This is a genomic window from Sorangium sp. So ce385 (assembly GCF_051474135.1).
Lineage (GTDB): Bacteria > Myxococcota_A > Polyangia > Polyangiales > Polyangiaceae > Sorangium > Sorangium cellulosum_D.
In genome coordinates this window covers 6,500,245-6,515,000 of sequence record NZ_CP150337.1, presented here as the reverse complement: position 1 = coordinate 6,515,000, position 14,756 = coordinate 6,500,245, and the positions used below count along the sequence as shown (strand labels likewise).

The following is a 14,756-nucleotide window of genomic DNA, read 5'->3' as shown; positions in this document are numbered from 1 at the left end:
AAATCTAACCTGGGCCCATGAACTGGGTCGGGGACACTGCCTGGTGGGCAGTTTGACTGGGGCGGTCGCCTCCTAAAAAGTAACGGAGGCGTGCGAAGGTTCCCTCAGCCTGATTGGAAACCAGGCGTAGAGTGCAAACGCACAAGGGAGCTTAACTGTGAGACCGACAGGTCGAACAGGTGCGAAAGCAGGCGTTAGTGATCCGGTGGTTCTGTATGGAAGGGCCATCGCTCATCGGATAAAAGGTACTCTGGGGATAACAGGCTGATCGCGCCTGAGAGTTCATATCGGCGGCGCGGTTTGGCACCTCGATGTCGGCCCATCGCATCCTGGGGCTGGAGCAGGTCCCAAGGGTTCGGCTGTTCGCCGATTAAAGCGGTACGCGAGCTGGGTTTAAAACGTCGTGAGACAGTTTGGTCCCTATCTGCCGTGGGCGTAGGACACTTGAGAGGAGCTGCCCATAGTACGAGAGGACCTGGGTGGACGTACCTCTGGTGTTCCGGTTGTCCTGCCAAGGGCATAGCCGGGTAGCCATGTACGGAACGGATAACCGCTGAAAGCATCTAAGCGGGAAGCCGGCCTCAAGACTAGGTGTCCCGGGCCGCAAGGCCCCTAAAGACCCCTCGTAGACCACGAGGTTGATAGGCCGGGTGTGGAAGCCGAGCAATCGGCGGAGCTAACCGGTACTAATAGGTCGTGCGGCTTGACCATACTTCTAAGGCAAACATCGAAGCGTCGCGCCCGGAGTTCGGGTGACGAGCAGCGTGACACAGCTGGCCCTGCGTAGAGCGCCGCGATAGCGGGCTCCGCGGGGTTCCGATTGGACGCACCCACAAGTTTCCGGTGGTGATATCGAGAAGGTCACACCCGATCCCATACCGAACTCGGAAGTTAAGCTTCTTGGAGCCGATGGTACTGCCAGGGCAACCTGGTGGGAGAGTAGGACGCCGCCGGGATTTTTTTTTTGAGCCTGCGTGCTGGCTTTGTCGCACGCAGGCCTTTTCTGCCGCGGGTCTACAGCGCGAGCTGGACCCGGGGCAAGCAGCGAGCGCGCCGCGCCCGGATTTCGGGCTGCGAGCCGCGCGTCAAGATTGGCACGGATTGGAGCTCCGCGAAGCGCGGGCTCCGCCGAGCGTCCTCCCGCGGGGAGGGCGCGCCACAAGTTTCCGGTGGTGATATCGAGAAGGTCACACCCGATCCCATACCGAACTCGGAAGTTAAGCTTCTTGGAGCCGATGGTACTGCCAGGGCAACCTGGTGGGAGAGTAGGACGCCGCCGGGGTTTCTTCGAACCTGCGCATGGTGCGAACCGTGCGCAGGTTCTTTTTTTTTGTGCTTTGAAATCCGGCCCAGACGCCGCCCGTCCTCTGCGCCGCCCGTCCCCCCGCACCGCTCGTCGGACGCCGTCCACGGGCCCCGGTGTCCATCGAAACGGCCCCGGGGGTCGTCTGCACCCCACCCCCAACTCCATTCGCTGAGCGCCGGCGGGTGGGGCCACACGGCGGGGGCGGGCGGGCGCGCTGAGCACCGACCGAGGTGCCATAAGGTTCCGGGGGGCTCGAGGTCTCAGGCGCGCCTTGTGTGGCGCGCGACGTGACGTCTCCGAGGGCATGGCCCGACGGGAGACATGCCGGGTGGTGTTCTCAGCGTAAGCTCCCACGCCTCGGTCTTGGCGGATGGCCAGCGCCCGCCCGCCCCCGCCGTGTGGCCCCACCCGCCGGCGCGTGCCGCTCGGAACCACCACTCTCCCCGGCAGGATCGCCGCCTCCAAGGCAATGCGCCCGTGGCGCTCCGCCTCGCTGACCGGGCCCGAACGAGCAGTTGCGCCAGGTCCCCCCGTGAGGGATGGCTCTTGCATCGCCCGTAGCCGCCCGCTCAACAAGGGCCGCATGAAGCAGGCGCGACGATGCGCCGCGCCCAGCTGCCAGCTGGCTTCACGCGCCGCGCAACGCCGCCGATGGCCAAGAAACGCTCCTCCACGACCGATCCGCTCGCCCGCTTCCACCCCGCCACCCAGGCGTGGTTCCGCGGAGCGTTCTCCGCGCCCACCCCCGCGCAGGCCCTGGGCTTCCCTCCCATCCTCGACGGCGCCTCCACCCTGCTGCTCGCCCCGACCGGCTCCGGCAAGACGCTCGCCGCCTTCCTCGCCGCCATCGACCGGCTCATGGCCTCGCCCGAGCCGGAGGCCGCCGAGCGCTGCCGCGTCCTCTACGTCTCGCCCCTCAAGGCGCTCGCCATCGACGTCGAGCGCAACCTGCGCGCGCCGCTCGCCGGCATCGCCGCCGCGGCCGAGCGCCTCGGCCTGCCGTACCGGGTCCCCCAGGTCGGCGTGCGCTCCGGCGACACCGCGCCGGAAGACCGCGCCCGGCTCGCCAAGAAGCCGCCGGACATCCTCATCACCACCCCGGAGTCGCTCTACCTCCTCCTCACCGCCAACGCGCGCGACCGGCTGCGCGCCGTCGAGACCGTCATCATCGACGAGATCCACGCGCTCGTCGCGACCAAGCGCGGCGCGCACCTGGCCCTGTCCCTCGAGCGCCTCGAGGCGCTCCGATCGGCGCCCCGGCCGATGCAGCGCATCGGGCTGTCCGCCACCCAGCGGCCGCTCGACGAGGTCGCGCGGCTCCTCGGCGGCGGCGAGATCGACGGCGCAGGCGCGGGCGCGCGCTTCGCGCCGCGGCCGGTGACCATCGTCGACGCGAGCGCCCCCAAGGCGCTGGAGCTCCGCATCGAGGTGCCCGTCGAGGACATGACCAAGCTCGCCGAGGCCGCCCGCGCCGGCGAGGGCCCGCTCACCGGCCCGGCCGAGCCGGCGCAGCGCTCGATCTGGCCGAGCATCCACCCGCGCCTCGTCGAGCTCGTCCGCGCCCACCGCACCACGATGATCTTCGTGAACAGCCGGCGCCTCGCCGAGCGCCTCGCCGCGGCCCTCAACGACACCGCGGGCGCCGAGATCGCGCTCGCCCACCACGGATCGATCGCCCGCGAGCAGCGCCAGCAGATCGAGGAGCGGCTCAAGGCCGGCCTCCTGCCGTGCATCGTCGCGACCTCGTCGCTCGAGCTCGGCCTCGACCTCGGCGCCGTCGACCTCGTCATCCAGCTCGAGGCGCCGCCCTCGGTCGCCGCCGGTCTCCAGCGCGTCGGCCGCGCCGGGCACGAGGTCGGCGGCACGTCGCGCGGCGTCGTCTTCCCCAAGCACCGCGGCGACCTGCTCGCGTGCGCCGCGGCCGCGTCCCGCATGCGCGAGGGCAAGGTCGAGGCGACCCTCTACCCGAGGAACCCGCTCGACGTCCTCGCCCAGCAGATCGTCGCCATCGCCTCGATGGACACCCTCCACGTCGACGCGCTCTTCTCGCTCGTGCGCAAGGCCGCGCCCTTCGCCGACCTGCCCCGCGCCAGCTTCGAGGGCGTGCTCGACATGCTCTCCGGCCGCTACCCGTCCGACGAGTTCGCCGAGCTCCGGCCCCGCATCGTCTGGGATCGCGTGGGCGGCGCCGTGCGCGCCCGCAAGGACGCGAAGCGCCTCGCCGTCGTCAACGCCGGCACCATCCCGGACCGCGGCCTCTACGGCGTCTTCCTCGACGCCGGCGGCGACGCGGCGCGGCCTGGCCGGCGCGTCGGCGAGCTCGACGAGGAGATGGTCTTCGAGGCCCGCGAGGGCGAGGTCTTCCTCCTCGGCGCCTCCTCGTGGCGCATCACCGACATCACCCACGACCGCGTCCTCGTCGTCCCCGCGCCGGGCGAGCCGGGCAAGATGCCGTTCTGGCGCGGCGACCAGGCCGGGCGCAACGCGGAGCTCGGCGCCTCCATCGGCGCCCTCGCGCGCCGCCTCGCCTCGCTGCCCGACGGCGACGCCGAGCGCGCGCTCGAGGGCGAGCACGGCCTCGACGAGCGCGCCGCGCGGAACCTCGTCCGGTACGTGCGCGACCAGGCCGCGGCCACGGGCGAGGTCCCGAGCGACCGCGCCATCGTCCTGGAGCGGTTCGTCGACGAGGTCGGCGACTACCGCATCTGCCTCCTCTCGCCGTTCGGCGGCCGCGTGCACGCCCCGCTCTCGACCTGCATCGCCGAGAAATGCCGCCTCGAGCTCGGCCTCGCCGTCGACACCGTGTGGACCGACGACGGCGTCGTCCTCCGGCTGCCCGAGTCCGAGTCGCCCCCCGACGCGAAGCAGCTCCTGCCGCAGGCCGACGAGGTCGAGGACCTGCTCGTCCGCGGCCTCGGCGACACCGCCCTCTTCGCCTCGCGCTTCCGCGAGTGCGCCGGCAGGGCGCTGCTCCTGCCGCGCAAGTTCCCCGGCAAGCGCTCGCCGCTCTGGGCCCAGCGCAAGCGCGCCGCGGACCTGCTCGCCGTCGCGTCGCGCTACGGCTCGTTCCCGATCCTGCTCGAGACCTACCGGGAGTGCCTGCGCGACGTCTTCGACCTCACCGCGCTCGAGGACCTCCTGCGCCAGATCGCCGCGCGCAAGGTCCGCGTCGTCACGGTCGACGTCCGCGCGCCCTCGCCGTTCGCGGCCACGCTGCTCTTCGCCTACGCCGGCAACTTCATCTACGAGGGCGACCTGCCGCTCGCCGAGCGGCGGGCGCAGGTGCTCGCCATCGACCACGCCCGCCTGCGCGAGCTGCTCGGCGAGGCCGAGCTGCGCGAGCTGTTCGACGCGGACGCCGTGCTGGCCCTCGAGGCGTCGCTCCAGCGCCTCGACGGCCGCGCGCCGCTCAAGCACGAGGACCAGGTGCACGATCTCCTGCTCTCGCTCGGCGACCTCACGCGCGACGAGATCGCCCGGCGCGCGGCGGGCGCCGACGTCCCGCCCGAGGCCGCCGGCGAGCGCGCCGCCGCCTGGATCGACGAGCTCCTCCGCGACCGCCGCGCCGTCGAGGTCCAGCTCGGCGGCGAGCGCCGCATCGCCGCCGCCGAGGACGCAGGCCGGCTGCGCGACGCGCTCGGCGTGGTGCCGCCGCCCGGCCTCCCGATCGCGTTCCTCGAGCCGGCCGCCGACCCGCTCGGCGAGCTCGTCGCCCGCTACGCGCGCACGCACGGCCCCTTCCGCGCGGACGACGTCGCCCGGCGCTTCGGCCTCGGGCCCGCGCCCGTCCTGGCCGCGCTCGCGCGGCTCGCGGACCGGGGCCGCGTGGTCGAGGGCGAGTTCCTCCCCGGCGGCCGCGGCCGGGAGTTCTGCGACGCCGAGGTGCTGCGGTCGCTGAAGCGCCGCTCGCTCGCGCGGCTGCGCGCCGAGGTCGAGCCCGTCCCGCCCGAGGCCTACGCGCGCTTCCTCGCCGACTGGCACGGCCTGCACCGCCGCCGCCGGGGCCTCGACGGCCTGCTCGCGGCGCTCGAGCAGCTCCAGGGCGCGCCGATCTCGGCCTCCGCCCTCGAGGCCGAGATCCTGCCCGCCCGCGTCGAGGGCTACCGCCCGGGCGATCTCGACGCGCTCTGCGCGGCCGGCGAGGTGCTCTGGCGCGGCGTCGAGCCGGTCGGCGACGGCGACGGCCGCGTCGCGCTCTACCTCGCCGAGGCCTATCCGTACCTCGCCCCGCCGCCCGGCCGCGCCGAGGGGCCGCTGGCCGAGGGCATCCGCGCCGCGCTCGCGCGCCGCGGCGCGCTCTTCTTCTCCGATCTCTCGCGCGAGACGGGCGCCTTCGGCGCCGATCTGCTCGCGGCGCTCTGGGATCTCGTGTGGGCCGGCGAGGTCACGAACGACACGCTCGCCCCGCTGCGCGCCCTCGGCCGCGAGTCGCGCTCGAGCGGCCGGCGCCGCGACCGCGATCGCCCCGCGCCGGGCCGAGGCCTCTCGGGCCTGCGGGCGCGCCGCATCGGCCCTCCGGGCAGCGAAGGCCGCTGGTCGCTGCTGTCGTTCCCCGGCGCTCCCGCTGGCTCCGGCGCGCCAGCCGGCGCCTCCGGCGCGCCGGCGGGCCCGCCCGGCGTACCCGGCGAGACCGAGCGCCGCGCGGCGCTCGCCCGCGCGCTGCTCGAGCGCCACGGCGTGCTCACGCGCGAGGCGGCGGCGGTCGAGGGGCTCGCGGGCGGCTTCTCGGCCGTGTACGACGTGCTCCGCGCGATGGAGGAGGCCGGTCAGGCGCGGCGCGGCTACTTCATCGCCGGGCTGGGCGCCGCGCAGTTCGCGGTGCCCGGGGCCGACGATCGGCTCCGGGCCTGCCGCGAGCCGTCCGACGATCCGCGCACGCTCGTCCTCGCGGCCACGGATCCGGCGAGCCCCTGGGGCGCCGCCGTCCGCTGGCCCGAGCTCGCCGCGCGCGAAGGCGGCGCGCCCGAGGGCGCGGTCCGCGGCCCGGTCCGCCCGCAGCGGGCCGCCGGCGCCCTCGTGATCCTCCACGACGGCCGGCTCCTCGCGTGGATGGGCCGCACCGAGCGGAGCCTCACCACGTTCCTGCCCGAGGCCGAGCCGGAGCGCGGCGCGGCGATCCACGCCATCGCGTCGGCGCTCGCGGGGCTCGTCGCCGAGGGGCGGCGGCGCGCGGTGCTCGTGGCCACGATCGACGGCGAGCCGGCGCACAGCTCCCCGCTGGCGCGCGCGCTGGCCGAGGCGGGCTTCACCTCCGGGTCGCACGGCTACCTCAAGCGCGCGCCCACGGCCGAGCGAGGGCCGTGGCGCCCGCGGCAGGCGCCCGCGAACGCGCCCGACTGGGCCCGCCGCGCCGCGGCGGCGGGGCGCGATTCCCCCGAGGACGAGGTCGACGGCTTCAAGCCGCCGCCCGGGCTGCGCTCGTGGCCGGCCGGGCCTCAGGCCGGCGGATGGCGGATGGCGCCCGCCAGCGCGGCCGAGGCCGGCGCGCACGCGGCCGACGGCGGCGCGCTGGACGACGGCGACCTCGACCTCGACGACGACGACCCTGCGATGTTCGATGACGGCGCCGGGATCGACGACGGCCCGGAGTGACGGTCGCGTCGACCGCGCGCGCCGCGCGGCGCGCGCGCTGTCCGCCGGGCGTGACTGCCAAAAAGGACCGCCGAGCAACCGGGAAGGGACGGACCCTTCGTGGTTCCTCGGCGGCTCTTCGTGGTCCTTGCGGCGCTGGAGGGATCTCGAGCGGCGCGCTGGGACGGCTCAGCCCTGCTGCGGCTGCTCGTCGGCCTTCATCTGCTGGCTCGAGGCGCGGTTCCTCCGGTTCCCGTTCCCCTGGCTGCGCGCCTCGGCGCCCTTGCGCCCGATCTCGGCCATGTGCTCGCGGTTCTGGCTGACGGCCTCGCCGCCCTTGCGGCCCGCTGCGCGCGCCTCCTCGGACGTGAACTCGTGCGCGGTGCCCTTCTCATGCGCCGCCTTGCCGCCCTGGCTCGCGATCAGGCGCTGTTGCTCCGCGTTCATCGCCGCGAAGCCACGCTTGGTCTCGGTGCTCTGTCCCATGATCACTCCTCGCATTGATTGCAACGTGAACGTCACTCGACGACCGTGACTACCTGCTGCGTAGCCACATCCCACCGGCGTTGCCGGCAACGCTGGACGTTGCTGCAACGCGGGTGCCATGCGCGAGCGCTCGGACGAAACCGACGATGCGTCGAGGCCGGACAACCGGTGACCACCCGGGCAAGACGCGCATCCACCGACGGGCGATGCGGCAAACTGCCTCACTGTGCGTGCGGGCGTGCGTAGGCGCCCCAACTGGCGCGGGCTCAGCCGCCGCGCCCCTCGGAATGACGCATCGCGCATTCTGATTTTCTCATTGCAATTCTCCGATGGTCTGTCTCGGCTCATCGGCACGAGCCGGCGAGAGGACCTATCGCCGACACGAGATCTCCAGGGAGCGCCGTGCCCGCTTAGGGCATCTCCCGAGCACGCGGCGATAAGAACGCGAAATCCAGCGGGTTCGAGTGCCTCACCGGCGCGCGCGCTTCCGTTGAATGGTTCTTGTGATACTGTTTATTTTCATCGATGTGGTTCTGCTTCGCTCGGCCACGAAGGTCCTTGACACCTGTGTGTCGTGGGAGAGGGAGGCGGCGCTGGTGCGTCGCGTCTTGACATCGCGGGGCCGCTGCCGTTTTTGTTGCGCTGCATCATCATTTCGGCGCCTGCGGCCCGCGGAGGGTCGTCGCGGGCAGCCGGGGTGGCGTGCAGGAGATCCTCACGATGGCGCTTCCGATCCCGGGGGCTCGGCTCGACGACGGCCGGCTCATCTCACCGACGACGACATCCTCGCCCCGCCGCGCGCGCGGCCGTGCTCTGGGCGCTGCGCGCGGCGCGGGGCTCCTCGCGCTGCCCCTCTCGCTCCTCGCCGGGTGCGGCGGGTCCACCGGCGCGGCGCCCGCGGAGGCGCCTGCGCCGAGCCCCGAGCCCGCGGCGCGGGAGCCTTTCGATCTCGAGAAGGCGCTCGCCCGCGAGGCCGGCGATCTCCCTGCCCGCGAGATCCGCGCCGCGGACTGGTCGGCGCGCGTGTTCGGGGCAGGGGAGCCGAAGATCGAGCCGAAGGAGAAGCTCGTCGCCATCACCATCCCCCTCGGCACGGACAGCGCCGTCGAGTGCTTCGTCTACAACACGATGCTCGACTCGGGAGAGGTGATCAGGAACTTCATCGAGCTCCTCGATCCCGCCAAGGTGGAGGTCTCCCGCGTCGTGCCCTGGGAGGTCAGCGTGCACCGGGAGAGCCCCGCGGTGTTCGTGCAGGCCCTCTATCTCGCCCCCACCGCCGCCGGGAAGGCGGCCGGCCTGCTCAAGATCGCGCTGCACGCGGACAGGGCGCACCCCATCGCCTGCCTGCACGACGAGGTCGGGTATGTCCGCACGTTCGAGCGGCTCGCCAAGGGGATCTTCGACTCCTTCGACTCGAAGAGCGCTGCGCCGAAGTCCGAGTACACGGACACGTTGATCCTGCGCATCGACAAGGCCCCTATCGGCTTCGAGACCAGCGATCTGTTCAAGGACGAGGGCGGCCAGCGCCGATGGCTCTCGCGCTCGGCCACCCTCCTGCCGCGAGACCCGAAGTCCCTGCAGATCGAGGACGACGCCTCGAACGTGCTCATCGACGCCCAGGGCCGGATCAAGGGCGGCGTCTGGGTCGAATCGTCGGCGGGCCAGGTGAACCACCGGATCGAGCTGTCGCAGAAGACGAACTATCAATACGAGTACTCGGGAGAGGTCGAGGGCAAGAAGGTCCAGGGGACGTTCACCCCCTCGGCAAAGGCGTGGCTCGCCTCGCCGGTCGCCACCGCCTCCGAGCTCTCCCGGCTCCTTAAGAAGAAGGGCTCGTTCGACTTCAAGCAGCAGGAGTATGCGCCCTCCGTCGATCCGACCAAGCCCGTCGACGTCCAGTACGCCCGCGACGCGTCGGGCGCAGTGACGGTCTCGCTCGGCCCCATGCGCCTCGTGGGCAGCCTCGCGCCGGACGGCCGTCCGGAGGCGTTCGAGCTCTCGTCCGGTCCCCCCAAGCTGACGCTCCAGCGGGCCTACACGCGGGGCAAGCTGTAACCGTCCTCCGCGGCGCCGCGGCGGCCCGCCGCCACCGCGGCTCGCCGGCCCACCGCGCGGCGAGGGCGACCGTCCGCGCGCGCCGAGAGCATCTTTCCTGCGAGGCGCGCCTGCGATGGCGGCCGCCTGAACACATCGTGGCCTGGCGTTCCCGGAGGGCACGTACGTGGGTATCGGGCGCAGGATGAGCAGAGTACGGAGCGCCCGTCCTCCAACGGGCGAGCGACATTTCAGCATCAAAAATCGTCACCGAAAATTGGGCACTCCATGGGGACGCTTCTTAGGGTGCTCTCATGGACAAGAAAATTTTAGCCGCAACTCTCCTGCAGGCGCTTGCCGTTGCCCAGCGCGAAGGACGCGTTGAGACCCTCGAGACGCTGGTCGAGAAGCTGCGCGTTCGGCGCAGGGATATCCGCGGTACGCTGACGGTCCTCCATCGCCAGGGCATGGTCGACGTGCTCCGCATGCGGCTCACGCTCTCGGGGTTCGCCATCGGCTCGGCGCTGATCGGAAAGACGCTGCCGGCGCTCAGGGCCGCTCCGCGGGCCGCCACCGCGGCGGCGTAGCCGCGGCCCAGGTGGCCGCCGCGGCGCGTCGCGTGGGCGCGAGCGAGCGTCCGGCGCTCGCCGGGCGCTCGCCCTCGGTGGGGGCTACGCCTCGACGAGGCCCGATCGCACCGCGAGGCGGGTCAGGTCGGCCACGCTGTGCGTCGCCACCTTCGCGCAGAGGCGCGCCCGGTGGGTCTCGACCGTCTTCACGCTGATCGAGAGCTGCGCGGCGACCTCCTTGGCCGAGCGGCCCATCGCGAGCAGGCGGAGCACCTGCCGCTCGCGGTCGCTCAGCGCGGCCACCATGTCTCCCTGGGCGGCGGCGTCGCGGCGCTGGAGCGCGCGCACCATCGCCGCGCTCACGTCGGGCGACACCACCGTGCGCCCTCGGGCCACGGTGCGCAGCGCCTCCGTGAGATCGGCGAGCCGGCTCTGCTTGGACAGGTACCCGTCCGCGCCGGCCCGCATGGCCTCGGCCACCCGGAACTCGTCCCGGTGCATCGAGAGCACGATGACGCGGAGCTCCGCGATGTTCTTGAGCTCCCGGATGAGCTCGACGCCGCTGCGGTCCGCGAGGCCGAGCTCGACGATCGCCACCTGACAGCGGCGGCTCTGCTGCGCCCGGAGCGCCTCCTGCCCGCTTCCGGCTTGAACGACCTCGCTCACCCCTGGCTGCGATGCGAGCGCGTGCGCGAGCGCCTCCCGAACGACGTTCTGGTCATCGACGAGCAGGATATTCATGTCGAATCCCCCCTTGCCAAAGGGCCTTGTAACAGAATGCTTTGTGCTCCATGAACCTGTTTTCTACGTAAGGAACCCCCTGGAGGGCGCGATTTCATTTCTGAAAACCGCGCGCGGCTCCTCGCGCAATCGCCTTGGACGAGCGAGGTGGTCAATCGGGCGCGGCGGCCGATGTCGCCTGGAACGTCGGCGGATCGGGCCTGGGCGCACCCGCGCTCTCCTCCTCGTCCGGGAGCGCGGCGTCGCGCGACCCCCGGGCGGCCCCGTCGGCCGCGGCGCGGGCTGCTCCGGTCGATTCATGGCGGTGCGGCTTTGGGTCGATGCCTCTCCCTCGCCCGTTATGTTTGCGCTAGATAGGCTGCCTCATGCCTGGCCTACGCGGCGCGCTCCTCTCCCGTTTACGACCTGACTCGGCCTTCTGGCGTCGCGCCCTCACCGCGGGCGTCACGCGCGGGCCGGAGCCCTGGGTGCGCCACAGCCCTCCGGTCTTCGGGGTGCTCTTCGCGGCCGCGCTCCCCGAGCTGCGCCGCCGCGTCGAGGAGAACCTGCGCCGGGTGCGCGGGCCGAGGTCGCGCGTCGCCGACGTGCTCGACAGCGCCGCGGTGTTCGCCACCTACGGCAGCTGCATCACCGAGGCGCTGCTGCTCGCGAGCGGCCGCGGTTACACGGTCGAGCGGCGTTCCCGGGGGGTCGAGCATTACCACGCGTGTGCCGCGGCTGGCCGGGGGGTCCTCATCGTCACGGCGCACACGGGTGGCTGGGACATCGCCGGCCAGATCCTGGGGGTAGTGCACCCTGGGGGGGTCATGCTGGCGATGCAGCGCGAACGGGACGCCGAGGCGCGCGCCATCCAGGACGCGGCGCGGCAGCGCGATGGCGTCCAGGTGGTGCACATCGGCGACGGGCCGCTGGACGCGTTGCCGCTGCTCAAGCACCTGCAGCGCGGCGGCGTCGTCGCGATGCAGCTCGATCGCGTGCCGCCCGGGATGCGCAGCCGGGAGGTCACCTTCCTCGGCGCCCGCTGGCGCGCGCCCGAGGGGCCGATCGCGCTGGCCGCGCTGAGCGGCGCGCCGATCCTGCCGGTGTTCACGCACCGCCTGGGCTTCCTCGAGTACGAGGCGGTCGTGGCGCCGCCGATCTGGCTCCCCCGCCGTCCGACCGAGGAGGAGCGGGACCGCGCGGCGGCCGAGATGATGGCCGCGATGGAGCGCTTCGTCCGGGCCCACCCCACGCAGTGGTTCCACTTCACCGGCGAAGGCCCCGTCGCCCCGGCGGAGAGCGGCTCGCCGCGTGAAGGGGGGTGAAGCCCCGGACGCGCGACGTGCGAAGCGCGGCGTCAAACCCCGCCCCCGTTTATCCGTCTCCAACCAGCGTCGATGATCCCTTTCAATCATCGTAAGGGCCACGCTGGCAGACCTCATCTGAAGCCTCGTTCAGACGATCATGAGCGAATGGCCAAGAGACACCTCTAAAGCGGTTCGCGACCGCCCCTGGTACACCGAACGACCGAACGATCGCAGAGCGGCGGTCACCCGCACAGGAGACGGGCCCAGATCGGCGTTTTCGGCGCGCAGGCGTACTCCAGTACGCCGAGCACCGAAAACGTCGAGGTGGGCCCGTCTCCGAAGCGGGTGACTGCCGCTCTAGAGCGGCCCCTCGGTCAGCCCGTGGACGAACTGCCGCACGCGCGGATCGTCGCTCGCCTTCGCCTCCTCGGTGGTGCCGTCGAAGATGAGCCTCCCGCGGTACAGCATCCCCACCCGGTCCGTGACCGTGAGCAGCCGATCGAGGTCGCTCGAGACCATCACCACGGTCGCGTTCATCGCCCGCTGCTCCGCGCGCAGGAGATCGAAGATCCGCTGCGACGTCACCGGATCCAGCCCCGCCGCCGGCTCGTCGTAGAGGACGATCTCGCCCCGCGCGATCGTCGCCCGGGCCACGCCGACGCGCTTCTTCTGGCCGCCCGACAGCCCCGCCGGCGTCCGGTCCTCGAACCCGGCGAGCGACACCACCCGGAGCCGCTCCGCGACGCGCTCCTCGATCTCCTCCTCGCTCAGGTCGTAGAGCCGGCGCAGCGGGAACGCGATGTTCTCCCCCACGGTCATGTAGTCGAACAGCGCGTTGTTCTGGAACAGCATCCCGAACTTGAGCCGGAACGTCTGCAGCTCCAGCTCGCTGAGCGCGTGCACGTCCTTGCCGTCGACGATCACGCGCCCCCGATCCGGCCGCAGGAGCCCGGTGATCATCTTGAGCAGCACGCTCTTGCCCGACGCGCCCGGCCCGATGAGGCCGTAGAGGCAGCCGGCGGGCACGTCGAGGTCGACGCCCCGGAGGACGGGCATGCCCGCGAAGCTCTTCGTCAGCTGCTCGATCTGGATCATCGGTCGCGTGGACACGGCCGCCGCGGAGGGGGGCGTGCGCCCCCGCATCCTACCCCCGTTACTTCGAGGAGAACGTCGTCCGGGCCACATCGAGCCGCGGATGGGACGGGAAGGACATCCCGCGGATCTGCCCGGAGATGCACGACGCGATGCCCGGGTTCGACGGGCTGGTCGTGACGGTGACGCCCACCGCGCGGCCGTTCTGCACGGCGGCGCAGACGTTCACCTCCATGGTCGACGGCACGCCGCACGCGTTCAGGTACGTGCCGCGGTTGAGCACGTTGCCGTAGGCGCCCGCCGTGAGATCGGCCGGACCGTTGTTGCCCAGCTTGTACTCCTCGACGTAGCGCGCCTGCGCCGCCTCACAGCTCATGCCGCCGCCGAGCGTCGGGTAGCTGCCGCCGCCGCTCGGCCGCGCCCCGCCGCCGGCGCGCGCCGCCCCCTTCGCGCTGTCGAGGCCCGCGTCGACCTCGATCGCGACGCGGTCGGTCGCGCCCTGGACGGCGAGCTCCCGCTCCTTGTGGCTGCGCTCGCGGTACCACCAGCCCGCGCCCGCGGCGAGGATCACGCCCATCAGCGCCATCCCGAGCAGCGCCTTGTACTGCGTGCCCTGCTTCTCGGCCGTCACCACGGCGTCGAGCGCGCGCTTCTCCTGCACGATGTCCCGGTTCAGCTTCGCCTGCTCGGCGAACGGCGCAAACTCCTCCCAGTCCTGGATCGCGCGCTCGTCCCCGGAGAACGTGTCGCGCAGCACCTGGTCGCCCGTGAAGGAGCCGGACGCGATCTGCTGGAGCAGCTCCACGGACGAGAACGGCCCGTGGTCCATGCCCTCCTTGATGACGACGTACCGCGGCCGCGGATCGGACTCGAGCGCGGCCTTGAGATCCGCGAGCTTGCGCGTCGGGTCGTCGCCGCGCAGGCGCGGCGGCTGGTGGACCGGGATCGCGACCGCGAACGGCCCGTCCCCGGTCACCGCCTGGATCTTCGGCAAGGACGGCGCGGACGGGACGCGCGGCTCCTCGGGGTGGCCGTTCGGCGGCATCATGGAGAGGTTGATGTCGACCTCGAAGTCGCCGTCGCCGTCGAGGTGCGACGTATCGGCGCTCGGCGGCTGCTCCGAGGCGGCCGGGGCGATCTGGTAGAGCGCCTGCGCGAGGGCGGCGAGGTCCGCCGGGCGGTGGCTCGGATCGGCCACGAGCGACTTGCCGAGCACGGTTTCCAGCGCGGGCGGCAGGTCGGGGACCACGTCGGCCGGGCGCCGCATCCCGGGGCCCACGCTGCTGTTCGTGAGCAGCTCGTAGAGGATGGCCCCGATCGCGAAGACGCTCGCGCGCGCGTCGCCTTCGGTGCCCTTGCGCTCCTCGGGCGCGAGGCACGCGCGGTCGCGCGGCAGGAGGGGCGCGGTGTGCGCGAGCTCCTCGATGAGCTGGAGCGCGCCGCCCGCGCCGTAGCCGAGGCTCGAGGGGTGAACGAACATGGTCCGCCCCTGCGCGTGCAGCTCGTGGAGCTGCGTGCAGAGCGGCACGACGAGGCCGATGGCCTCGCGGACGTCGAAGCGGCGACCGGTCGCGCGGCGCGACTCCATCTCGGCGCGGAGCGTGCCGGGGGGGACGGACATCCCGACCGGCAAGGGGGTGAGGATGGACTGGACCTGAGCAGACATCGGGG

The 14,756-nt window shown here is 72.3% G+C and carries 8 protein-coding genes and 3 rRNA genes (1 of these 11 running past the window's edge); 7 read left to right on the top strand and 4 right to left on the bottom strand.

Annotation, left to right across the window (positions count from 1 at the left end):
• The 4 genes from WME83_RS23795 to WME83_RS23780 form a co-directional block, all read left to right on the top strand.
• Nucleotides 1–711 (top strand): 23S ribosomal RNA (locus tag WME83_RS23795) (it extends 2,296 nt beyond the left edge of the window).
• 128 nt (nucleotides 712–839) lie between these two features.
• A 5S ribosomal RNA gene (gene rrf / locus WME83_RS23790) occupies nucleotides 840–956 on the top strand.
• Nucleotides 957–1,165: 209 nt separating this feature from the next.
• Nucleotides 1,166–1,282: ribosomal RNA gene (rrf, locus tag WME83_RS23785) — 5S ribosomal RNA — on the top strand.
• A 675-nt stretch (nucleotides 1,283–1,957) separates the two neighbouring features.
• Entirely contained in the window at nucleotides 1,958–6,898 is a 4,941-nt protein-coding gene (locus WME83_RS23780) for an Lhr family helicase (protein WP_437321562.1), read from the top strand.
• 168 nt (nucleotides 6,899–7,066) lie between these two features.
• Here the strand turns inward: WME83_RS23780 and WME83_RS23775 are convergent, their stop codons facing one another.
• Nucleotides 7,067–7,363 carry a KGG domain-containing protein gene (locus WME83_RS23775; RefSeq protein WP_437321561.1) on the bottom strand — a complete coding sequence of 99 codons (297 nt, stop codon included), beginning with the start codon at nucleotides 7,361–7,363 and terminating at the stop codon, nucleotides 7,067–7,069.
• A gap of 720 nt (nucleotides 7,364–8,083) precedes the next feature.
• Between WME83_RS23775 and WME83_RS23770 the strand changes: the two genes are divergently transcribed.
• Nucleotides 8,084–9,418 (top strand): hypothetical protein, encoded by a 1,335-nt coding sequence (locus WME83_RS23770; RefSeq protein ID WP_437321560.1) that lies wholly within the window; start codon nucleotides 8,084–8,086, stop codon nucleotides 9,416–9,418.
• Nucleotides 9,419–9,711: 293 nt separating this feature from the next.
• Complete coding sequence (locus WME83_RS23765) at nucleotides 9,712–9,984, top strand: hypothetical protein (RefSeq protein ID WP_061622273.1); 273 nt, start codon at nucleotides 9,712–9,714, stop codon at nucleotides 9,982–9,984.
• Nucleotides 9,985–10,068: 84 nt separating this feature from the next.
• Here WME83_RS23765 and WME83_RS23760 read toward each other — a convergent pair whose 3' ends face one another.
• Nucleotides 10,069–10,707, bottom strand: a complete 639-nt coding sequence (locus WME83_RS23760) for a response regulator (protein WP_061622272.1) — start codon at nucleotides 10,705–10,707, stop codon at nucleotides 10,069–10,071.
• A 365-nt stretch (nucleotides 10,708–11,072) separates the two neighbouring features.
• Here WME83_RS23760 and WME83_RS23755 point away from each other — a divergent pair, with 365 nt between their 5' ends.
• Entirely contained in the window at nucleotides 11,073–12,011 is a 939-nt protein-coding gene (locus WME83_RS23755; RefSeq protein ID WP_437321559.1) for an LpxL/LpxP family acyltransferase, read from the top strand.
• 339 nt (nucleotides 12,012–12,350) lie between these two features.
• On the opposite strand, the gene WME83_RS23750 is transcribed toward WME83_RS23755, so the two are convergent.
• Together WME83_RS23750 and WME83_RS23745 are read right to left on the bottom strand one after the other, a co-directional pair.
• On the bottom strand, nucleotides 12,351–13,103 hold the full coding sequence (locus WME83_RS23750) for an ABC transporter ATP-binding protein (protein ID WP_437321558.1): 753 nt from the start codon (nucleotides 13,101–13,103) through the stop codon (nucleotides 12,351–12,353).
• A gap of 43 nt (nucleotides 13,104–13,146) precedes the next feature.
• A complete protein-coding gene (locus WME83_RS23745) occupies nucleotides 13,147–14,751 on the bottom strand; it encodes a hypothetical protein (protein ID WP_437321557.1) in 1,605 nt (534 codons plus the stop codon).
• Nucleotides 14,752–14,756 lie beyond the last annotated feature (5 nt).